Genomic DNA, 20993 nt, shown 5'->3' with positions numbered 1-20993 from the left:
CACCGTTCTCGTCCTCGCGCCCCTAGGAACGCAACCGGTCGGCCTTCAGGCGGCCGGTGCGGATGCCCCGGAGCCGCTGCGGTCGGCACGGCCGCGGACGTCGTGGGTGATCCACACGCAGGGCTCCCAGTAGGCACCGCGGTCGCGGGAGCGGTCGATGTCGAGGGGGGCCAGGCCGCCCGGGAAGACGTACCGGCCGTCGTCGGGGAAGGCCATCTGGGTCCACGCCTCCCATTCGGCGACGGTGCCGGTGATGCGGGACGACTCCGCCACCGCCGCGGAGACGGTCCCGCCCTGGCGCACCTGGGTGCGGATCCACGGGTCGAACGGGGCGCCGTCGGCCCGGGTCCAGGCGGCGTAGCGGTCGATGGGGACGAGCGGGTAGCGGTCCTTCCAGGTGGGGCGCACCGGGACGATCACGTGGGAGAGGCCGGCGGCGCGGGCCATCTCGGCCATGTGGCTCAAGAGGCGGGTGGAGTGCCCCTTGCCCTGGTGGGCCGGGGCGATCTCGATGCCCAGGGCGCACAGGGCATCGGGCGCGGCCCCGGCGTCGTGGTCCTCGAAGGCGGCCGCGATGGAGGCGTCGAGGCCGGTGCCGAGGCCCTCGGGGGTGCCGTCCCAGGTGCGGGGCAGGGTCCGGCCGGCGCCGAGCACGGTGTCCGTCGCGGTATCGGTCAGGAGGAACTGGTGGGCGGGGAAGTCGCTGAACAGGCGGTCCCAGAAACCGGCGTTGACGTCGCCGTGCAGGTTGTATTCCGGGACCACTCCGGCGAATTCCCCGGTGAGTCGGTCCCACAATTCCGGACGCTCGGTGTGGTGGACGAACTGGAGGGTCATGCAGTGCGCTCCTGTGAGTTTTCCGGCTTCTCCGCGGCCCAGACGATGACCAGCGGAATGTCCTGCCAGGCGGCCCGGGCGGCGTCCGCGATGGATTCCTCGTAACCCCCCGGGGCGAGCCGGCCGTTGAAGGCCGGTTCGTGGCATTCCCGCACGTTCAGTCCGGCGGCGTGGAACGCGTCGAGGTAACGGCCGGGCAGATGGACGTGATTGCGGACGAAGGCCAGTTGGTCCGTCTCGTGGACGAACACGCACTGGCCTTGGAGGGAGATGACGAACGGGTGCAGGTCGGAGAGGACGATCCGGCCGCCGGGACGGAGCACCCGGGCCAATTCGGCGACCCCCGGCGTGAGGTCCGAAAGGTGCGTCATCGCCAGTGAGCAGACCACCAGGTCGACGCTCTCATCGTCCACCGGGAGACTTTCCAGTCGACCGTGCCGGAATTCCGCCGCGGGCACTTTGCGGCGGGCCTGCGCCAGCATTTCCGGTGACTGGTCGACACCGATGGTGCGGTACCCGCGGGCGGCCAGGGCGGCGGTCTGGCGGCCCGTGCCGCAGGCCGCGTCCAGTGCGGTGCCCACCGGACCGCGGTCCAGGAGCCGGTGCACCACCGGCTCCTCGACCTCGATGTACGAGCTGGGCAGCGAGTCGTAGCGGGCCGCCCAGGAGGCGTAGCCGGCCGCCTCGTCCAGTTCCGCGACCGCGGCTGCGCCGCCGGGGAGCGGGCCGCCCTCGCCGTTGGCCAGTGCCTGGATCTCCGTCACCCGGGCTTTCAGGAAATCCTCGTCGCCGTCCATGGCATGACGCAGGAGCGCCAACCCCTCGATGCCCAACACGAGTTCGCGTACCCGGAATTCTCGGTTCATTTCCTGCTGCCTTTCTTGGCCGGAAGTTCCGTTGTCGGTGCCTCGTCCGCGCTCCTAGCATGACGCGCGTGATCGAGGGATATATGGAACGTGAGAGCGTGCCAGCCGGACGGCGTCTCGAATTTCATGTGTCGACGGACGCAGGGGAATTCCGGGTCCGTTTCTACCGCTTGGGAAAGGAGTTGACCTTCCTCGCGGAGAGCGGACCGTATCCGGGAGTGCTGGCCGACCCGCCACCGCACCCGGACGGCGTCCCGGAGCACGCCTCGCCCGCCGTGGACTGGAATTGGCCGGCGTACCACCACGACCTGCCCGACGACTGGCCGTCGGGCCTCTATCTCGCGCATTTCATCGAGGGCCCGGAAGCGGAGGCCCGACGGGTTCCGCTGCTCGACGACTCCGGGATCGAGGGTTTCGAGCGGGAGTTCTTCGTCGTCCGCCCGGCCCGTCCCGCGGCCACCGGCGCCCGCATCCTCTACAAGAAGTCGACGTACACCCGGCACGCCTACAACCGCGGCGACCGGGCCGACGCGCAGCGGGCCGGCAGCCTCTACGACAACCCCGTCCACCAGCAGGCCGGTCCGGACGGGCCGCGCGGCCACCGGCTCAGCCTGCACCGGCCCGGCGGAGTCATCGACCTCGCCTACTGGGACGCGCCGTTCGTGGCCTGGTTGGAGCGCAGCGGCTACCGCGTCGACTACTGCACCGACCTCGACCTGCACGAGGACCCCGGACTGCTCGCGCCCTACCGCCTGCTGCTCAGCGTCGGCCACGACGAGTACTGGAGCGCGGCGATGCGCGGCCACGTCGCGGAGTTCGTCCGCGGCGGCGGCAACGTGGCCTTCCTCAGCGCCAACACCTGCTGGTGGCGGGTCCACCCGGTGGACGGGAACACCGCGTTCGTCTCCGACACCGACCACCACGTCGGCACGGAGTACCCGCACCTCCCGGCCACCGACCAGTGGTGGCCGGCCCCGCCGGACGGCGTCGGCGCACCCGAGAACGCACTGACCGGCGTCAGCTTCCGCAACGGCGGGATGTGGCCGGGCGACTGGCCCGGCGACCGGCCGCGCGCCGGCTACACCGTCCAGCACGCCGACCACTGGGTGTACGAGGGCACCGGGCTGCGGGACGGCTCCGACGGCGGGCCAGCCGACGCCCTGGGCGCCGGTACGCCACTGATCGGCTACGAGTGCGACGGCGCGGCCTTCGCCCGGGACGCCGACGGCGTGGCGCACGCCACCGGGGTGGACGGCACGCCCGAGTCCTTCCTCATCCTGGGGATCTACCTCCTCGATCCGGTGCACGACGACTTCCACCACCTGAAATGGGGGCACTGGAACTGCCCGGCGCGCGAGCCGGCGATCACCAGCCCGCGCGCCGCCACCATGGGGCTCTACACCGCCGGCGGCACGGTGTTCACGGCCGGCACCACCGACTGGCCGGTGGTCTGCGGCCGGGAACTCGACGCCGGCGTCGTCCGGGTGACCCGCAACGTGCTGGACCGGCTCGCCGCCCCGGCACCGGCCCCGGTCACACCAGGGAGCTGAGCCCGGCCAACGAGGCGATGCGGGCGGCCCCGGCCGGGAGCGCCGGGGCCACCCCCGCCACCGCCCGGTCGGGGCGCCACAGGTGCACCGCCCGCATGCCCTGCGCGAGCGGCCCCGCGACGTCCACCTCCCACACGTCACCGACGAACAGGGCCTGTTCGGGCCGGAGCCCGCACCGCTCCAACACCGTCCGGTAGATGCGCGGATGCGGTTTGCGGGCGCCGGCGCGGGCCGAGGTGACCGCGACGTCGACCAGCCCGGTCAGCCCCACGGCATCGAGGGCCCGGTCCAGGTCCCAGTACCAGTTGGAGCAGACCGCCACCGTCAGGCCGCGGGCCCGCAGCCCGGCCAGCGCCGCCGGCACGTCGTCGAACGGCGCCAGGCGCACGTCCTTCATGGCCCGGTCGATCTCGACGGCCAGCGGACCGGCCTCCGCCGCCGGCACGCCGCAGGCCAGCGCCCGCCGCCGCAACCGGGCCAACTCCCAGGCGTGGTACGCCCGTTCGCTGGTGGAGTGCGCGGCGTGCTCGGTGCCGTCCGGCGGCCCGGCGGACCACCGATCGCCCCACGCGTCGGCGGGCCCGGTCAGGCCCCGACGGAGGAAGAACGGCCGGTGACTGGGCGGCAGCGGCTCGATCAGCCGCACCAGCGTGCCGTAGAAGTCGAGGATCACGCCCCGGACGGCGGCCCGACCGGACGGTGACGGTTCCGGCACCGGCTTCAGTACCGACCGTGGCGGCGCGGGAAGTAGTCCTCCAGCGTCCCGTCCCGCTCGATGTCGAAGGTGGCGCAGTGCAGACCGCCGCCGAACGGGCCCACCGCCCGGAACGGCACCGGCACGATCTCGAAACCGTAGCCGGCGAGCTGGTCGGCGAGCGCCACCTCCTTCTCCTCGATGCACAGGGTGTTCTGGTCGAGGTTGAGCATGTTCCCGGCCAGCCACGGGCTGCAGTACGACAGCTTGGGCGGGTGGTCCCAACTGGCCGGCTGCACGGCCTCGACGATCTCCCAGTCGTTGAGCCGGAAGAACTCCATCAGCTCGGCGTCCGCCAGCCGTTCGCCGCAGTGCAGCACCAGGCCGGGGCGCAGCGGCACCCAGGTGGCGTCGATGTGCAGCGGGTGGGTGTTGGTGGAGGTCACCGCGTGCACCCGGTGGTCGGGGAAGTGGCGTTTGAGCCACTGATGGCCGCTGCGGTTGGTGACGAACGAGAGCTGGACGAAGAGGTCCTTGCCGAAGCGCGCGATGTCCGCCGCGTCGAACAGCGGCTCCTCCTCGGTCAGCACCAGGTCGTAGTCCCGCACCCGGGCCAACTGCACGTCGGTGGGCAGGGAGTTGTAGGTGTCCCAGAACCCCGGCTTGTACGTGGCGTCGGTCAGCCGCGGCTTGGGAGCCGCCTCCCAGCGCATCCGCGGGTCGGACCTGAACAGCTCCTGGAGCAGCGGCCGGTAGCAGAGGTACTCGTACCAGCGGCTGCGGTACGACATGGTGGCTTCGAGGATCTCGTTGCCGACGGTCAGCAGCAGGTCGCGCGGCGGCATGCAGCCGGACATGGTGTCCTGCGTCCAGTCCGGGGTGCCGACCTGCTGGTTGAAGTCGACCGGAGTGGGGCGGTCGACGCGGATCCCGCGACGGCTCAACATCGCCGCGAAGTCGTCGAGTTGCTCGTTGGCCTCGGCGGTCATCTCGGCCGGCATCGGACCGTAGGTGCCCAGCGGGAACCCGTCGTCGGGGAAGTCCCGTCGGACCGCCGGTTCCGGAGCCTGCACCACCGCGTTGTCGGCGCGTCCGACGACGACGTGCCGCAGGGGATCCCAGCCGTTCCAGGCGTTCACCTGCACGGGGCGGTTGGCCGGATCTGCGGCCGTCGTGCCGTAGTCAGTCACGTGCAAACCCTTCGATAGGGGACGTGGGAGACGCCCGAGCAAAACTGAGGCAGCGGAGGTGGCACCGTCAAGAGCGGATCATTCGGGCAGCGTTCCTTTTGCGTCAAAACCACGATGGCTTTGCCGCGGCGAACGCAAGATCGGCATATGGCCCGGCCTGCCCGACGGCAGATCGCGGAATATTTCGACGGTCAGTTCCGACCGCCGATTTTTCTGGCCGGAAAGATTCCCCGAGGTGCGAGGCCGGACGCCCGGGGTAGATACAGCCGGTTCCGACAACCCGACGGAGGAGATCATGGCCGTACGCATCTCCCGTTTGGCGGCGGGCCTGGCGGCAATGGCCGTGCTGGGCACGGTGGCCGGCTGTGGCGGCGGTAAGCCGGTCGCCGCCGCGGACCGGACCGGCGAACTCACGGTCTGGCTGACCGTGGACGCCCAGGAGAGCTGGCCGGATCTGGTGGCCGCGGTGAACGCCCGCTTCCGGAAGACCTATCCCAAGATCAAGGTCAACGTGCAGTACCAGCAGTGGACCACCAAGAACCAGAAGATCGACGCCGCGCTCGCCGGGCGGAACGTCCCCGACGTGGTGGAAATGGGCAACAGCGAAACCACCAATTACATCGTCAACGGCGCCTTCACCACCGTCGATCCGGCGAAATTCGATCATTCCGCGGAATGGCTCCCGGCGCTCCGCGACGCCTGCCGCGACAACGGCAAGACCTACTGCGTCCCCTATTACGTCGGCGCCCGGGTGGGCATCTACCGCACCGATCTGCTCGCCCAGGTCGGAGTGGATCGGGCCCCGCGCACCTTTCCCGAACTCCGCGCCGACCTGGACAAACTCAAGGCGAAGTTCGGCGCCGCCGACAAGAATTTCTCCGCCTTCTACATGCCCGGCCGCTACTGGTACGCGGCGATGGCCTTCGTCAAGGACACCGGCGGCGAGATCGCGGTCCGCGAGAACGGCCGCTGGCACGGGGCACTGTCCTCCCCCCGCTCGGTGGCCGGGCTCACCGCCTGGAAGGACCTCCTCGACGCCTACTACACGGGCGACCGCTCCAAGGACAACGGCGACGAACCGGCCGTCGTCGGCCAGGGCAAGGTCGGCATGTTCTACGGCAACACCTGGGAGGCCAAGGCCGCCACCGACAGCAGGTCGGGCGGTGACCCGGCACTGCGCGGGAAGTTCGCCACGTTCGCCTTCCCCGGCCCCTCCGGCAAGCTGCTGCCGCCGTTCCTGGGCGGCTCCACCCTGGCCATCCCCGCGAAGTCCGGCAACCAGGACCTGGCCCAGGACTGGATCCGGCTGTTCACCGACCGCACCTCGCAACGCCGCCTGATAGCCGCCGACACCCTGCCCAACAACACCGCCCAGCTCCGGGAGGTGGCCGCCGGCGGCGTCAACGGCCCCGCCGCGCAGGCCGCCGAACGCGGCTGGGTGACCCCGCTGGCCCCCGGTTGGGGCGCCGTCGAGAAGTCCAACGTCCTCCAGGAGATGCTCCAGGACATCGCGACCGGCAAACGGTCGGTGGCGGACGCCGCACGGGCCGCGGACCGCCGCATCGACGCCGTGATCAACGAGCACTGACGGCGGTGGGAACCGTGGAGCTGCCGGGGCCGCCGCGCGCCGCCCCACCGCCGCACCGGCCGCGGACGGCCCGGGCGCCCCGCCCGCGGCGCACCCTCCGCCGGCGGCTGCTGCCCTACCTGCTGATCGCCCCGACCGTCCTCGCCCTCGCCGCGGTCCTCGGCTACCCGCTCGTCGACCTGGTGGTGCTGTCCTTCCAGGACATGACCCGGCGCGAACTGTTCTCCGGGGCCCCGCCGCCCTACGCCGGGCTCGCCAACTACCGGTCGATCCTCACCGACGGCTTCTTCTGGACCGTCGTCGGCCGCACCGCCCTGTTCACCGTCGCCTGCGTCGCGGCCACGATGGTGCTCTCGCTTCTGGTGGCGCTGTTGATGCGACGGGTCGCACCGTGGGTGCGGACGGTCATGACCGGTGTCCTGGTCGCCGTCTGGGCCATGCCGGTGATGGTCGCCGCGTCCATCTTCCGCTGGCTCTCGGACGCCGACTACGGCGTCGTCAACTGGCTCCTCGGCCTGCTGCCGGGCCTCGACTTCAGCAAGCACAACTGGTTCGAGGACCCCTGGCAGGGCTTCGCCGTCATCACCGGCGTCGTGGTCTGGGGCGCCGTCCCGTTCGCCGCGCTGACCCTCCAGGCCGCGCTCAGCCAGGTCCCCGCCGAGTTGGCGGAGGCGGCACTGGTCGACGGCGCCCGCCCCGGCCAACTGTTCCGGTACGTCACCTGGCCGGTGATCAAACCGTCCGCCGTCCTCGTCACCTCGCTCAGCGCCATCTGGGACTTCGGGGTGTTCAACCAGATCTGGCTGATGCGCGGCGGCCAGCCGGAGAAGGAGTACTACCTGCTCGGCGTCTATTCGTTCATCGAGTCCTTCGCCGTCAACCGCTACAGCGTCGGCGCGGCCATCGCCGTCGTCACCGTCCTGATGCTGCTGGTCGGCGCGGTCGTCTACGTCCGGCAGCTCGTCCACCTGGGAGCGGCCGAGTGACCACAGCCCCCGCCACCGGACCCGCACCCGGCCGCCGGCGCCGGCGACGCGCCACGGCGAACGCCGTCGGGCTCGTCTTCAGCGCGCTGATGGCCTTCCCGCTGTACTGGATGCTGCTCACCGCCTTCCGCCCCGCCACCGAGATCCACGCCGACCCGCCGCACTTCTGGCCCGACCACCTGACGCTGGAACACTTCCGCCGCGCCGTGGACACCCCGACGTTCTGGGCCAACGTCCGCTCCAGCGTGCTGATCGGCGTCGGCACCGTGCTGGTCTCCCTGCTGATCGGCACCCTCGCGGCCTTCGCCCTCGCCCGCTTCTCGTTCGCCGGCCGCAAGGCCCTCGTCCTGGTCATCCTCGGCGTCCAGATGGTCCCGCTGGCCGGCCTGATCATCCCCCTCTACCTGCTGCTCAGCGACGCCGGACTGACCGACAGCCTGGTCGGCGTGATCCTCACCTACCTCGTCTTCATGCTGCCGTTCACGGTCTGGCTGCTGCGCGGCTTCATCGCCGGCGTCCCGGTGGAGCTGGAGGAGGCCGCGATGACCGACGGCTGCACCCGCCTCGGCGCGTTCCGCCGGGTCGTCCTGCCGCTGCTGGCCCCGGGCCTGGTGGCGACCTCCATCTACGCGCTGGTCCAGGCGTGGAACGAGTACGTGCTGGCCTACGTGCTGCTGTCCAGCAACGACAAGCAGACCCTCAGCATCTGGCTGCTGTCCTTCCAGACCAGTTTCGGCACCGACTACGGCGGACTGATGGCCGGCGCCACCCTCACCGCCCTGCCCGTCGCGGTCTTCTTCGCCTTCGTCCAGCGGCGGATCGGCGCCGGCCTGACCGCCGGCGCGGTCAAGGGATGAGCCGCCGAAGACCGGCCGACCGCGCCACGACGGCCGCCCACCGCTGAGCCGGGCGACCGCAGCGGTCACCCGCCCCGACCACCACCCCACCGGGCCCGCCGCCCCAGCGCCCCGCGGCCCGCGCCCGGCCGGTGGCCCGACGCTCCACCGGTGTACGCAACCTCCGACCTGCAGGAGAACACGTGACGTTCGACCGTCTCGACCTGGTGTCCAAGCTGTACCAGCCGTCCGGCTGGCCCCGGATCCTCGAAGCGGCCACCGGGACCCGCTCCAGCGGCCCCTTGGTCGTGGACCTGGACCCGACGACCTTCTGCGACCTGGCCTGCCCCGAATGCATCAGCGGCAAGCTGCTCAACCAGGGGCGCTTCACCCCCGAGCGACTCGCCGAACTCGCCGGTGAACTGGTCGAGATGAAGGTCCGGGGGGTGGTCCTGATAGGCGGCGGCGAGCCACTCGCCCACCGGGGCACCCGCCAGGTCCTCCGCGTCCTCGGCGAGGCCGGCATCGCCATCGGCGTCGTCACCAACGGCACCCTGATCCGACAGAACCTCGCCGAACTCGCCGCCTACGCCTCCTGGGTGCGGGTCTCCGTGGACGCCGGCACCAGCGAGACCTACCGGCTCTTCCGCCCCGACCGCAAGGGCCGCAGCGTCTTCGACAAGGTCATCGGCAACATGCGGCTGCTGGCCGAGGCCAAGCGCGGCGCCCTGGGCTACTCGTTCCTCGTCATGACCCGGCAGGAGCCCGACGGCACCGTCGTCACCAACCACCACGAGGTGCTGCAGGCCGCCGAACTCGCCCACGACATCGGCTGCGACTACTTCGAGACCAAGGCCATGTTCGACGACGGGCACCACGTCATCCAGGTGGCGGACGAGATCCTCACCTCCGTGGACGACCAGCTCGACAAGGCCGCGGTCCTCGCCGGCGACGGCTTCGAGATCGTCAACTCCTCGACGCTGACCTCCCTGCGCAACCGGGTCGGGCCGGTCCAGGAGAAGGACTACCACCGCTGCCGGGTCGCCGAACTGCGCACCCTGGTGACCCCGTCCGGGGTGTACGTCTGCTCCTACCACCGCGGGAACGCCGGCGCCCGGATCGGCGACGCGGTGACCGAGAGCCTCCCGGAGATCTGGCGCACCTCGGACCGCGGCATCGTCGACCCGACCCGGGACTGCCGCTTCCACTGCGCCCGCCACCGCTCCAACCTCGAACTGGAGGAGATCGGGATCGGAACGACGGCGGGCACCCTGGCCGCACCGGAACCCGGCACGGACTACGACCCGTTCCTCTAGGGACGGGGCCCGGCGCCCCGCCTAGGGGGCCGGTGCCGCGGCGATCTCCGGCGCGAGGCCCGCTGCGGCCCGGGCCGGGATCACCCGGGCCCGCGGGTGCGCCGGGCCGAGCGCCCGCCGCAGCCGCGCCACCACCTCGGCCTGCTCGGCGGCCGGACAGACCCCGACCAGCGCGCCCCCGCCGCCGGCCCCGCTGAGCTTCAGCGGGAGCCCGGCGGAGCGCCGGGCCACCGCCCGCAGCTCCTCCAACAGCGGCGTGGACATGCCCTGGAGGTCCCGCATCGCACCGTGCGCCCGCTCCATCGCCGCGCCCAGTGCGGACAGTTCGCGGGACCGGACGGCGTCCCACACCGCGGCCGAGGCGGCGTCGGTCAGCTCCCGGTACGCGGCGAGCCGGGCGTCCCCGGCGGCGAGCTGGGCGCGCACCGAGCGGATGTGGTCGCTGGTGTCCTTCCTGGTCGCCGAGTCCAGCACCACCACCGCCCACTCGTCGGGGAAGTCGGTCCGGTGCACGATCTCCGGGAGGCCCGTGGTCCGCCCGTCGAGCAGCAGCAGGCCGCCCGCGATGACCGCGAGGTGGTCCATGCCGCCGCCGTTGAACACGGCGAACTCGAACTCGTACGCCCACTGGGCCAGCGTCCGCACCGGGACCGGCCGGCCCCTGCCCCCGGGCGCCGCCGCGGCCTCGGTGAACGCCCGGAACAGCGCCACGATCAGCGCGGTCGACGACGACAGGCCGCTGGCCGCCGGCGCGTCGCTGCGGGCGGTCACGGCCGGCGGCCGGACGCCGAGGCCGGGCAGCCGCCGGCGGAGGAACGCCCACACCTCGTCCGCCCAGGCGCCGGCGCCGGCACCGGCGTCCGCCGCCGCACCGGCCGGCGGCCGGGCCGCCGGCGGCCGCACGGTGACGGACGTGGTCAGGTCCAGCGCGAGGCTGACCGACCTGCCGCCCAACCAGTCCAGGTCCTCCCCAGAGAGGCACGCCCGGCACGGCACCACCGCGCGCCCTGCCGCCGGGGCGGCGCCGGCCCCCGCGGCCCCCTCGTCCGCTCCGGACACCGTCGTCGGTCCGCTCATCGGGCCTGGAACCTTCCGGTCGAGCCGAACTCCCGGAACATCTCCAGGACCACGGCGGTGGGCGGGTGCAGCGGCCGCGGCGGATCGGACAGCGCCCGGAACTGCGCCCGGGTCACCTCGTCCGCGCCGGGGGAGAGCTCCCCGGACCACCGGCGGGCCACGAAGCACAGCGCGAAGCAGTGCGTGACGTCGCCGTTGGGGTAGGTCAGGGTGTGGACCGCGGGGTCGGACAACGAGCCGAACGCCTCCAGGTCGCCCCGCTCGACGTGCAGCCCGGTCTCCTCCGCCAGCTCCCGCCGGGCCGTCCCGACGAAGTCGCTGCCCTCCTCGCACGCCCCGGCCGGCAGCTCCCACACGCCGTTGTCCGCGCGCTGCTGGAACAGCCCCCGGCCGGCCGCGTCCAACAGCAGGACCTGCGCGCCGGGCACGAGGAGCGGCCGACTGCCCACCTTCTGCCGCAACTCCCAGAGGTACGAGCCGACATAACTCACCTGGACGTCACCTTTCTTGCCGTTCTGTCCTGATACCTGCCGGCAGGTTGTCATGCGGCGGGCGCCGCCGTCAGCCACCCCGGCACCGCGTGCGGGGTCGCGGACAGCCAGCGCACGTACCGCTCGACACCCGCCCGGACGTCGATCCGCGGGGTCCAGCGCAGCAGTTCACGGCACTGCTCGGTGGACGCGTAACCACCCAGCGGGTCACCCTCCGGCAGGGGAGTGGTGACGAAGTGGGACTGCGGGAAGTGCGGGGCGATCAGTTCGCCGACCGCGCGGACAGATGTCGGCACGCCGGTGCCGACGTTGACGGTCGCCCCGGCCATCCCGTCCTCCACGAGGGCGAGCGCGGTGGCCGCGGCCACGTCCTCGACGTGCACGAGGTCCCGCACCTGGACCCCGCCCCCGTTCAGCCGCATCGGCCGGCCCAACCGGGCCTGCATGGACAGCCAGGCCACCATCCACGAGTGGCTGCCGGGCTTGGGGACCTGCGGATCGCCGTACACCGAGAAGTACCGCAGCACCGCGAACTCCGGAGTCTCCGGACCGTTCAGCATCAGCCGGGTCTGGTGCTCGGCCCAGAGCTTGGAGTTGGCGTACACCGACACCGGGAGCAGCCGCTGGTCCTCCTGGAAGACCTGCGGCCCCCGTATGGCGGGGTCGCCGTTCCCGTACACCGCGGCCGAGGACACTAGCACCAGTCGGCGCACGTCGGAGGCCGCGACCTCCTCCAGCATCACCTGCGTGCCCTCGACGTTCGCCCGGAAGGCGATGTCAGGTCGGCGCGTGCACGCGGCCACGTCGGCGTACGCCGCGGCGTGCACCACGTAGTCGGCGCCGGTCAGTACGCGGCGTACCGCTTCGCGGTCGCAGACGTCACCGACCACCACGTCCGCGCCGAGCCGGTCGACGCCGAACAGCGTGGAGTGCACCGCGTCCGGATAGGCGTCCAGCCGGTCCAGCACCGTCACCTCGGCGTCCACCCGCCGCAGCAGCCGGGCCAGCCGACTGCCGACCAGTCCGGCGCCACCGGTCACCACCACCCGGGAATCCCGGAGTTTCTCCAGTCGGGCCTCCACCGATTCCTCGAAGACCTCGCGTGCCGGACTCCCCGTTCCGACACCGTCATTACCGTTCGCATTGCCGTGCGGTGCGACGTTCTGCTTTCCGTTCACCGTTCCGGGCATGGGACCCTCTCTTCCCGCATAACGGAGCACGAGCCGACCCGGCGTGGGCCAGCGGTCAGCATGTCCGGCGTCGATTCCGGTGGCCAGAGCGCCATTTCGGCAGTCTTGCGGCGCGCATCCGGACCGCCGTACTGTCCGGATTCACCTGTGTCGGAACGACCGGCACGGCACAAAAGCCCGGCGGGCCGGAAAAGCGGAGAACCGGAGGAATTGATGACGCCTTATCGGCTGAGCGGAGCCGTGATGACCCACCCCAAACGCCGTGCCGCGGCAGAACGGCTGGCGCGGTCCGCGCCACCGGGAGCGCTGCACGTCGTCATGGATCCCGACCCGGCCGGCAAACCGTCCGTATTGCGGACCGCACTGTGCGCCTGGGAGGCAATCGAGGACGGTGCGACCCATCAACTCGTCGTCCAGGACGACATGATCCTTTCCGATACGTTCTTCGAACGTGCCCGGCTGGCGATTGCCGAGATGCCGCATGCCGCGCTCGCGCTTTTCGCGCTCTGGGACTCCCGGAACGGCGCCGCGGTGCGATTCGGCGCGCTGGCCGGGGCCCGGTGGGTGGGCGCCGTCAACGAGTACTTTCCGTGCGTCGCCATCATTCTCCCCCGGGAAGTTGCCTCCGGATTTGCGGCTTTCGGTCGACGCCATCTTGACAGTTGGCCCGACGACATCCTGATGAACCGCTACTTACGCGCGAACGGAATCCCGGCATACGTCTCGGTCCCCAGCCTCGCCGAGCACGAGGACCACGGCAGCATCTCCGGCAATGCGTTCCGCGGCCCGCGCCGTTCGGTCTGCTTCGTGCCCCGGGACGTTCCCGGACGCGAAGGTGCACGACTGACCGACCTGCGGGTGCTGCCGTTCTTCAAGCAGGGCGTGGCGCAGTGCGCGGTGCGCCTCGACGACCCCGGCGACGGGGCGGCCCCGCGAACGGCCCGGGGCGCCGACCGCTGGCTCCACCTCGACTGCGAGCACTATCTGGAGGGCGTGGGCGTCCGTCTGGAAAGGCATCAATCGGCCATTGTGCGAATGGCTGAAGTCACCACCCCTGAGGCGGCCGAAGGGGCCTGGCTGACCGCCTTCACGATGGGCTTCGTCCAGCGGCGGGACGGACTTCGCTGCGATCCGGTGACCGCCGGTACCGACGATCCGGCCCGCCCGGGTCCTCCGGGCGACGCGGACGCGGCGACGGGCGACATGGCCCCCGATCCCGCGGTGCTCGCCGAAGCCCTCGCGACCGTGGGCCCCGGCGGGATCAGCTACGCGCAGTCGGAGGACCGGATCGCCGAGCAGCGGGAGGAGCTGACCCGGATCACCCTGGCCGGCCTGGCCGCCGGCCAGGAGGCGGGCGAACGCACCCGACGGGCCCGCCGCGCCCCCCGCAACGCGCCGCCCGTACCGCACCGCGGTGACCGTCCCGCGGCCGAACCTCACCTGCCCGCACCCCAGTCGACCGCACCCGAACTCCCTGCCCCGCACCGTCCCGCGGCCGACGGCGCGGCTGCCGGCCGGGCCCGGGACGAGCGGAGCGAGCCCCCGCGCGTCGACGTGCTCGGCGCCGACACCCCGCTCGGCGAACACCTCGTCCGCGGGCTGGCCGACGCCGGACACCCCGTCACCACCCTGGCCCACCGGCCGCCCGGCCACCCCGCCCACGCACTCCTGGACCTGACCGGCCTGACCGGCCCGCCCGCCGGGCCCCCGGCCTTCGGTTCCACCCCTGTCCTCACCCTCCAACTCCCCACTCACACACAGGCATTGACCCTGCACGTCGGCGACCTCTACGGCCCCGGCTGTCCCCACGACTCCCGCATCGGCCGCCTGGTCTGGGACGCCCTGCGCAGCCAGCCCCTGACCCTCGACGACCCCGCCGGGACGCTGCGCCCCCTGCACACCCGTGACCTGGTCGGGGCCCTGTCGGCGCTGCTGGGCGCCGCACCCCCGGAGCCCGTGTTCGGCCTGGCGGGCGCCATGGTGACCACCGCCGAACTGGCCGAGGTGGTGCGCACCGCCGTCCGTCCCGTCCCCCTCGCCCCTCTCGTCCCCGCCGGGTCGGCCCCGCGTCCCGTTCCCGAGGGCGCTGCCTGGCCCCCGCCCCCGCCCGGCTGGAAGCCGATCACGGAACTTCCCTACGGGCTCCACACCCACGCCCAGTGGCTGGCCTACGAGGGCATCCACTTCGTCCTGGAGGTGTGAACTCCGGTCCGGCTGCCGCCCGTTCCACTCCCCGGCGGGGTGGGGCGGGCGGCTTTCCGCGTGCGACGCCGAGAGACCGGCGCCGTATGCACCGACGGGCCGGCACGCGCCGGGCGGCGGTGGGACTGGCCGCTGCTGGTGGTGAGCGCGGTGTCCGCGCTCGCGGTGGGGCTGTCGTCGCCCGCCGGCACCGCGCAGGAGGCCGGGGGCCTGGCCGCCGTGGTGGGATACGGCTGCGCCGCACTGATCGCGGTCCGGTCGTCGGCGCGCTGGGCCACGGGCCCGGCCGTGGTCGCGGTCGCCGGAGCGGCGGTCGCGCCCCTGCTGTACCTGACGCCGATCCCTGGCCCCGGCCTTCGCCCAGCGCGACGCGGCCGGCCGGGCGGGCCTGGCCCTGGGCTTGGCGGCCGCGCTGAAGTGGACCGCCTGGCCGGCCATCGTGGTGCTCGTCGCCGTGCTCGTGGTGCGCCGCGGCAGGCGGGCCGCCGTCACCTGTGCGGCCGGCGCCCTGGGCATCGCGGCGCTCGCCGTCCTGCCCGTGGTGCTGGTGGACGCCGGCGCCTTCCACCAGAACGTCGTCTGCTACCCGTTGGGCCTCGGCGCCGCGGCGTCCACCGCCCAGAGCCCGCTGCTGGGGCACCTGATCGCCACGCTGGTCCCGCACGGCGCGGCGGTCACCGTGGCGCTCATCGCGCTGGCGGCCCTGGGCGTGGCCGCGTCCCTGCTGGTCCGTCCGCCGCGCACCGTCGTGGCCGCCGCCGACCGGCTGGCGCTCGGCCTGCTCCTGGCGATCGTGCTGTCCCCGGCGACCCGCATCGGCTACGCCGTCTACCCGGTCGTCCTGTTCGCCTGGCCCCGCTTCGCCGCCGCCCTGTCGACGGGCCGGACCGGGCGCCACCCGGCCCCGGCCGCGGGGGAGTAGCCCGGGCGACGACGCGCCCGGACTCCACCCTCCGGCCGACCGGCAGGTGGTGGGGATCGCTCCCCACCACCGTCGTCAGACCGCCGCGCGGACCGGCTGGCGCACCGCCATCGCGTTGAGCCGGATCGCGCAGTGCGCGACGTCGTCCATGGTCAGCGCGCCGGCCGCGTCGGCGCTCAGCGCGATCGTCACGTTCACGCAGAAGGCGAGGGCGTACACGTGCCCTTCGGTCTCCTCGTCCTGGAGCGCGAACAGCAGGTTGTAGTAGTAGCTGGTGGCGTCGGGGGAGTCGCCGTAGAACGACAGGTGGGTCCCCTCCTGGCGGCCCAGGCCGATGAAGACCTCGGTGAGGGCGGCCTCGGCCCGCTCCCAGAAGGCGGGGTTGCCGAACGGCTCGTTCAGCGCCTGGCGGACGGCCTCCCTGAGCGACATCACCATGACGCCGACGGGCGCGGTCTCCTGGAGTCCCCAGCCCCGCACGATCTTCACGGTGGAAGCCCCGGGGAGGGCGCCCGCGGCCCGGCTGATCTCACCGAAGTCGAAGTCCACGGTCGCCGGCGCGATCGCGTACTGGAACGTGTCGGCGATGGCCTGCGCCTGCTCCAGGACGGCGGGGCTCACCTCGAAGACGGTCTTGAACGTCGTCTTCTCGGCGGTGGGTCGGTCGGACATGACTGCTCCTCACATGCGAAAGATCGCGTCGCGCCGAGCGGCAAGTATGCCGCTGCCCGGGTCCGCGCCCGCCACCGCCCTCACCGTTGGGCCGTCACACCGCCCGGGTCGCCCCGACCTCCCGGCGCACCGGAATCCTCGACGCCTCCCGGAAGGGAGGAATCCGCCGAGCCGTCCGGGCGCCCCGAACCACCCGTTTCGCCCGGGTCACCGGAACCGGCAGCACCGGCTGCACCGCCGACACCGGCCGCACCGCCGGCACCGGCCGCACCGCCGGCACCCCGCCACAACTGCGGTGTCGCCGCCCCCACCAGCACCACTGCCACGACGCACAAGATCCCACCGCTCACCAGCGCCGTCACCCCGGACGTCGCATCCGCCACCACCCCGCCCCGCAGGTTGCCGACGTCCGGACCGGCCTGCCCGACGATCTGCTCCGCGGCGCCGACCCGCCCCAGCAGCTCGGGCGGGGTGTGCGCCTGGACGACGGTGCTCCGGGAGACCACCGACACCGTGTCCGCCGCCCCCGCCAGCACCAAACAGGCCAGCCCCAGCCACCGGTCGGGCGCCAGGCCGAACAGCGCGAGCGCCAGCCCCCAGACGGCCGAGCCGCCGAGCACGGCCAGTCCGGGGCGGGTCAGCCGGGTGAACGTCCCGGAGAAGAGCGAAGCGACCAGCCCACCGACGGCGATCGCGGACAGGAACAGTCCGAGCGTGCGCGGATCGTCCCCGAACCGCTCGGCGTTGATCAGCGGGAACAGGCTGATCGGCATCGACAGCACGGTGGTCGCCAGATCCGTCAACAACGCCCCGCGGACGAGGGGCGTGCGCACCAGGAAGTCCACGCCGTCGCGGACGCCCCGCAGCCCGGAACGGGCCGCCGCCCCGGCCGGCACGGTGAGCGACGGCAGCTTGCACGCCCCGTACAGCGTCCCGGCGAAGCTCACCGCGTCGATCGCGTAACAGGCGCCGACCCCCAGCCACCCCAAGACCAGCCCGGCCACCGCCGGCCCGGCCAACAGTGCGCCCTGGAAGGAGATCCGCCGCAGCGTCAGCCCGGCCGCCAGCTGTTCCGGCGGGAGCAACGCCACGACGAACGTCTTCGACGCCGGCCCGCCACCCGCCACGAAGCAGGACTGCACCGCCACCAGGAGCACCACGCCCACCACCGGCACACCGCCGACGAACGCCTGCACCGCGAGCAACACCGAAGAGACGGCCTGTCCGGCCGTCATCGCCACGTAGAACGTCCGCCGGTCCACCCGGTCGACGACCGCGCCCGCGAACAGTCCGAGGGCGACCAGCGGCACGGCCTGGGCCAGCGCCACCGCACCGGTCCAGATGGTGCTGTGCGTCGACTGCCAGACCTGGAACATCACGGCGACCACCGTCATCTGGCCGCCGAACCCGGACAGCGTCTGCCCGACCCACAACCGCCGGAACGCCCGCGACGTGCGCAGCGGCGCGAGGTCGAGCAGCGCGCGCCTCATTCCCACGCGGGGTCCGCGGCGAGCTTCGCCGCGATCCGGTCGTGGAAGCTCTGGCGCTCCAACGCCCGCTCGATGTCGACGACGACCCGGCTGAGCGGGTACGGCACTTCGGCCTCCAGCTCCGCGAGCGCGGCCTCGGTGGCCCGCCACTCCGCCGCCAGCCGCCCGACGACCTGCCGGCTCTTCGCCGTCAGCGTCACCCGCCGGCTCCGCGCGTCCGCACCCGGCACGGTCCGGACCCAACCGGCCGTCCGCATGGCGGCCACCTTCTGGCTGAGTGCCGAAGGGGTGAGGCCGACCGACGTCGCCAACGCGCCGATCGTCATCGGCCCGCAGGCGTCGAGCCGCAGCAACTCCCGTACGAAGCTCGGCTTCAGGCCCTCGATGCGCCGCTCCGCGTAGACCCGCGCGATCTCCGCGTCCATGGCCTCCTGTAGCTCCCGCAACGGCCGCCACAGGCTCTCCCGACCGGGATCGTCCGCCCCGCCGCCCGGGCGCTCCTTCTCCTGAGTCATCCGCCCACCGTAACAGCACTTGCATAAGCACTTACATAACTGCTTACGTAAAATCGTCGGCGCGCCCCGACCTGAGCCGGACCGCTGAACGGCCCTTCCCGCCAAGGCCGTTCAGGAATGGCGCAGCGTCTCGGTGGCGATCTCCAGGAAGTCGCGGAGCAGCTTCTCGCGCCGGTCGGCGGCGACGGCCAGGCAGGTCTCCTGGGGCGGGGTGTCCGTGACGGGGAGGTACACGAGGTCGGGGCGGGAGTAGGACCGGGCGACGCCCAGCGGAATGAGGGCGATGTTGCGTCCGGCGGCGATGAGTTCGAACTTCTCCTCCAGTGTCATGGTCCGCCGCTTCGAGGTGACGAGCATCCGCTCGCCGTCGAGGTCCGCCGAGGTGAGCTGCTGACGGCTGGCCAGCGGATGCGCCGCGGGGATGCAGGCGACCCGGGGTTCGTGGCCGATGGGGACGACGCGCAGGCCCGTCTCGTCGAACGGGCGCCGCAGATAGCCGACTTGGGCACGGCCGTCCCGCAGCGGCCGGTCCTGCTCCCACCAGCGCGCCGGGATGACGTCGATCTCGACGTCCGGGTGGAGCGCGGCGAACGCCCGGATCGCGTCCGACACGTGCAACCCGGGGGAGAAGGCGACCGCGAGGCGTCGGACGCCCTGCTCGACGTCGTGGACGCGCCGGACCGCCGCCGCGATCGAGGGCAGGAGCTGCTGCGCCTCCTCGTAGAGCTGCTTGCCGGCGGTGGTCAGCTCCACGCTGCGGGTGGTCCGCAGGAGCAGCGTGCACCCCAACTCCTGCTCCAGCGACTTGATTTGCCGGCTGAGGACCGGCTGGGCGATGTAGAGCTGTTCCGCCGCCCGGCCGAAGTGCCGGAGCTCGGCCACCGAGGCGAAGTAGCGGAGTTTGCGGAGATCGAGATCCATACCCCGAAGGTATCAATTGTCGGGAAGGGTATTGGACGCGCCGGATCGCCGCCCCGAGACTCGAAGCATGATCGTCATCACCACTCCCACCGGCCAGATCGGCGGCCGGCTGCTGGAACTCCTCCTCGCCGACACCCGCACCCGCGGCGAACGACTGCGCGTCATCGTGCGCGACCCGGCCAAGCTCCCCGACGCGGTCCGCGCCCACGTCGAGGTCGTCACCGGCGCGCACGACGACGTCGAGGTCGTCGACCGGGCGTTCGCCGGCGCGGACGCCGTTTTCTGGCTGGCGCCCTCACACGGCCGGGCACCGGACCTGGACGCCCTGTACTCCGGCTTCACCCGAGTCGCCGCGAAGGCGTTCGCCACCCACGGGGTCGGGCACGTCGTCGGCGTCTCGGCGCTCGGCCGCGGCACCCCCGTCGCCGGCCGCGCCGGGCACGTGACGGCGTCGCTGGCCATGGACGACCTGATCGCCTCCACGGGCGTGGCCTACCGCGCGCTCGCCAACCCGACGTTCTTCGACAACCTGCTGTGGCAGGTGGCCTCGATCCGCGACCACGGCGTGTTCACCGAGACCGTCGCCGCCGACCGCGCGGCACCGCGGGCCGCCACCCGCGACATCGCCGCGGCCGCCGCCGCCCTGCTGCTCGACCGCTCCTGGACGGGGACGGGCGAGGTCGCGGTGCTGGGCCCCGAGGACCTCTCGCCGAACGACCTGGCGGACATCATGTCCGACGTGCTCGGCCGCCCGATCCGCTACGAACGGCAACCGCTCGACGCGTTCCGCACCGAACTCGCCGGCCGCGGCATGTCGGACCCCCTCGTACAGGGCTACGTCGACATGATGCGGGCCAAGGACGACGGCCTCGACGACGGGGTGCGGCGCACCGCGCCGACCGCCAGCCCGACGACCTTCCGCGAGTGGTGCGAGCAGGTCCTCAAGCCGGCGGTGCAGGCATGAGCGCCGGGACCGCCCTCATCGTCGGCGCCTCCCGGACCCTCGGGCTCGGCCTGGCCACCGAGTACGCCCGCCGCGGTTGGGACGTCATCGGGACGGTCCGGGGCGAGGGGCGCACCGGCCTGCACGACCTGGCCGACGCCTCCGACGGGCGCGTCACCGTCGAATCGCTGGACATGACGGAGCCGGACCAGATCGCCGCGCTGCGCGAACGCCTGGCCGGACGCACCCTCGACCTGCTCTTCGTCAACGCCGGCATCACGCGCGGCGACCTCCCGGTCGGCGAGGTCCCGACGGAGATGTTCGTCGACGTCATGGTCACCAACGCGCTCAGCCCGATGCGCGTGGTGGAGTCCTTGCGCTCGCTGGTGGCGCCGACCGGGACCATCGGCGTGATGTCCTCCCGGCAGGGCAGCCTCAGCTTCAACACCAGGGGCGGTCAGGACGTCTACCGCGCCAGCAAGTCCGCGCTGAACCAGCTGATGCGCAGCTACGCCGTGCGGTACGCCGACGCCGCGCACTCGCTGCTGCTCATGTGCCCCGGCCACGTCCGCACCGAACTCGGCGGCGCCGACGCGCCGTTGACCATCGAGCAGTCCGTCCCGGGCGTGGTGGACACCATCGAGCGGCACCGCGGCGAACCGGGCCTGCAGTACCTCAACTACACGGGCGATCCGGTGCCCTGGTAG

20 protein-coding genes are annotated in these 20993 nt (G+C 72.5%); 9 read left to right on the top strand and 11 right to left on the bottom strand.

The annotated features are described in order from the left end of the window. Positions 1–45: 45 nt before the first annotated feature. Both ABD385_RS28675 and ABD385_RS28670 read right to left on the bottom strand, forming a co-directional pair. Positions 46–837 (bottom strand): GNAT family N-acetyltransferase, encoded by a 792-nt coding sequence (locus ABD385_RS28675; protein ID WP_344581536.1) that lies wholly within the window; start codon positions 835–837, stop codon positions 46–48. Further along, on the bottom strand, positions 834–1703 hold the full coding sequence (locus ABD385_RS28670) for a class I SAM-dependent methyltransferase (protein ID WP_344581534.1): 870 nt from the start codon (positions 1701–1703) through the stop codon (positions 834–836). Before ABD385_RS28670 ends, ABD385_RS28675 begins: the two co-directional genes overlap by 4 nt. 182 nt (positions 1704–1885) lie before the next feature. On the opposite strand from ABD385_RS28670, the gene ABD385_RS28665 reads away from it, so the two are divergent. Next, positions 1886–3253, top strand: coding sequence for a N,N-dimethylformamidase beta subunit family domain-containing protein (locus tag ABD385_RS28665; RefSeq protein ID WP_344581533.1), 1368 nt, complete (start codon positions 1886–1888; stop codon positions 3251–3253). On the opposite strand, the gene ABD385_RS28660 is transcribed toward ABD385_RS28665, so the two are convergent. Both ABD385_RS28660 and ABD385_RS28655 read right to left on the bottom strand, forming a co-directional pair. Then, positions 3237–3968 (bottom strand): HAD family hydrolase, encoded by a 732-nt coding sequence (locus tag ABD385_RS28660; RefSeq protein WP_344581531.1) that lies wholly within the window; start codon positions 3966–3968, stop codon positions 3237–3239. The two genes, ABD385_RS28665 and ABD385_RS28660, sit on opposite strands and share 17 nt — an antisense overlap. 5 nt (positions 3969–3973) lie before the next feature. Continuing rightward, complete coding sequence (locus ABD385_RS28655) at positions 3974–5137, bottom strand: serine/threonine protein kinase (RefSeq protein WP_344581530.1); 1164 nt, start codon at positions 5135–5137, stop codon at positions 3974–3976. A 295-nt stretch (positions 5138–5432) separates the two neighbouring features. On the opposite strand from ABD385_RS28655, the gene ABD385_RS28650 reads away from it, so the two are divergent. The 4 genes from ABD385_RS28650 (at position 5433) to ABD385_RS28635 (ending at position 9863) form a co-directional block, all read left to right on the top strand. Then, entirely contained in the window at positions 5433–6725 is a 1293-nt protein-coding gene (locus tag ABD385_RS28650) for an extracellular solute-binding protein (RefSeq protein ID WP_344581528.1), read from the top strand. After that, entirely contained in the window at positions 6722–7711 is a 990-nt protein-coding gene (locus tag ABD385_RS28645; protein ID WP_425585503.1) for a carbohydrate ABC transporter permease, read from the top strand. The genes ABD385_RS28650 and ABD385_RS28645 overlap by 4 nt, the downstream gene beginning before the upstream one ends. Continuing rightward, positions 7708–8568, top strand: a complete 861-nt coding sequence (locus ABD385_RS28640; protein WP_344581524.1) for a carbohydrate ABC transporter permease — start codon at positions 7708–7710, stop codon at positions 8566–8568. The genes ABD385_RS28645 and ABD385_RS28640 overlap by 4 nt, the downstream gene beginning before the upstream one ends. A gap of 182 nt (positions 8569–8750) precedes the next feature. Further along, on the top strand, positions 8751–9863 hold the full coding sequence (locus ABD385_RS28635; RefSeq protein ID WP_344581522.1) for a radical SAM protein: 1113 nt from the start codon (positions 8751–8753) through the stop codon (positions 9861–9863). Positions 9864–9884: 21 nt separating this feature from the next. On the opposite strand, the gene ABD385_RS28630 is transcribed toward ABD385_RS28635, so the two are convergent. Genes ABD385_RS28630 through ABD385_RS28620 form a run of 3 tightly spaced genes read right to left on the bottom strand, consistent with a single transcriptional unit; the run spans position 9885 to position 12621 of the window. Beyond that, the gene (locus tag ABD385_RS28630; protein WP_344581520.1) at positions 9885–10940 is read right to left on the bottom strand and encodes a mevalonate kinase family protein; all 1056 of its coding nucleotides are present in this window, start codon (positions 10938–10940) and stop codon (positions 9885–9887) included. Then, on the bottom strand, positions 10937–11431 hold the full coding sequence (locus tag ABD385_RS28625) for an NUDIX domain-containing protein (RefSeq protein WP_344581518.1): 495 nt from the start codon (positions 11429–11431) through the stop codon (positions 10937–10939). The genes ABD385_RS28630 and ABD385_RS28625 overlap by 4 nt, the downstream gene beginning before the upstream one ends. Positions 11432–11481: 50 nt before the next feature. Then, entirely contained in the window at positions 11482–12621 is a 1140-nt protein-coding gene (locus tag ABD385_RS28620) for an NAD-dependent epimerase/dehydratase family protein (protein WP_344581516.1), read from the bottom strand. A gap of 243 nt (positions 12622–12864) precedes the next feature. On the opposite strand from ABD385_RS28620, the gene ABD385_RS28615 reads away from it, so the two are divergent. Together ABD385_RS28615 and ABD385_RS28610 are read left to right on the top strand one after the other, a co-directional pair. Next, positions 12865–14823 carry a hypothetical protein gene (locus ABD385_RS28615; RefSeq protein WP_344581515.1) on the top strand — a complete coding sequence of 653 codons (1959 nt, stop codon included), beginning with the start codon at positions 12865–12867 and terminating at the stop codon, positions 14821–14823. A 400-nt stretch (positions 14824–15223) separates the two neighbouring features. Next, positions 15224–15745, top strand: a complete 522-nt coding sequence (locus ABD385_RS28610; RefSeq protein ID WP_344581514.1) for a hypothetical protein — start codon at positions 15224–15226, stop codon at positions 15743–15745. Between the two features lie 75 nt (positions 15746–15820). On the opposite strand, the gene ABD385_RS28605 is transcribed toward ABD385_RS28610, so the two are convergent. The 4 genes from ABD385_RS28605 to ABD385_RS28590 all read right to left on the bottom strand — a co-directional run bounded on the left by ABD385_RS28605 (position 15821) and on the right by ABD385_RS28590 (position 19343). Next, a complete protein-coding gene (locus tag ABD385_RS28605; RefSeq protein ID WP_344581513.1) occupies positions 15821–16417 on the bottom strand; it encodes a Type-2Aa cytolytic delta-endotoxin in 597 nt (198 codons plus the stop codon). An 80-nt stretch (positions 16418–16497) separates the two neighbouring features. Continuing rightward, on the bottom strand, positions 16498–17907 hold the full coding sequence (locus ABD385_RS28600) for an MFS transporter (protein ID WP_344581654.1): 1410 nt from the start codon (positions 17905–17907) through the stop codon (positions 16498–16500). Continuing rightward, the gene (locus ABD385_RS28595; protein ID WP_344581511.1) at positions 17904–18422 is read right to left on the bottom strand and encodes a MarR family winged helix-turn-helix transcriptional regulator; all 519 of its coding nucleotides are present in this window, start codon (positions 18420–18422) and stop codon (positions 17904–17906) included. Before ABD385_RS28595 ends, ABD385_RS28600 begins: the two co-directional genes overlap by 4 nt. Before the next feature lie 111 nt (positions 18423–18533). Next, positions 18534–19343, bottom strand: coding sequence for a LysR family transcriptional regulator (locus ABD385_RS28590; RefSeq protein ID WP_344581509.1), 810 nt, complete (start codon positions 19341–19343; stop codon positions 18534–18536). A gap of 67 nt (positions 19344–19410) precedes the next feature. Between ABD385_RS28590 and ABD385_RS28585 the strand changes: the two genes are divergently transcribed. After that, complete coding sequence (locus ABD385_RS28585; protein ID WP_344581507.1) at positions 19411–20307, top strand: NAD(P)H-binding protein; 897 nt, start codon at positions 19411–19413, stop codon at positions 20305–20307. Beyond that, positions 20304–20993 (top strand): SDR family NAD(P)-dependent oxidoreductase, encoded by a 690-nt coding sequence (locus ABD385_RS28580; protein WP_344581505.1) that lies wholly within the window; start codon positions 20304–20306, stop codon positions 20991–20993. The genes ABD385_RS28585 and ABD385_RS28580 overlap by 4 nt, the downstream gene beginning before the upstream one ends.

Origin of the sequence: Streptomyces lunalinharesii (assembly GCF_039532155.1) — a bacterium.
Taxonomy (GTDB): Bacteria; Actinomycetota; Actinomycetes; order Streptomycetales; family Streptomycetaceae; genus Streptomyces; species Streptomyces lunalinharesii.
The sequence above is the reverse complement of the archived record's forward strand: the minus strand, read 5'-3'. Positions and strand labels throughout refer to the sequence as shown.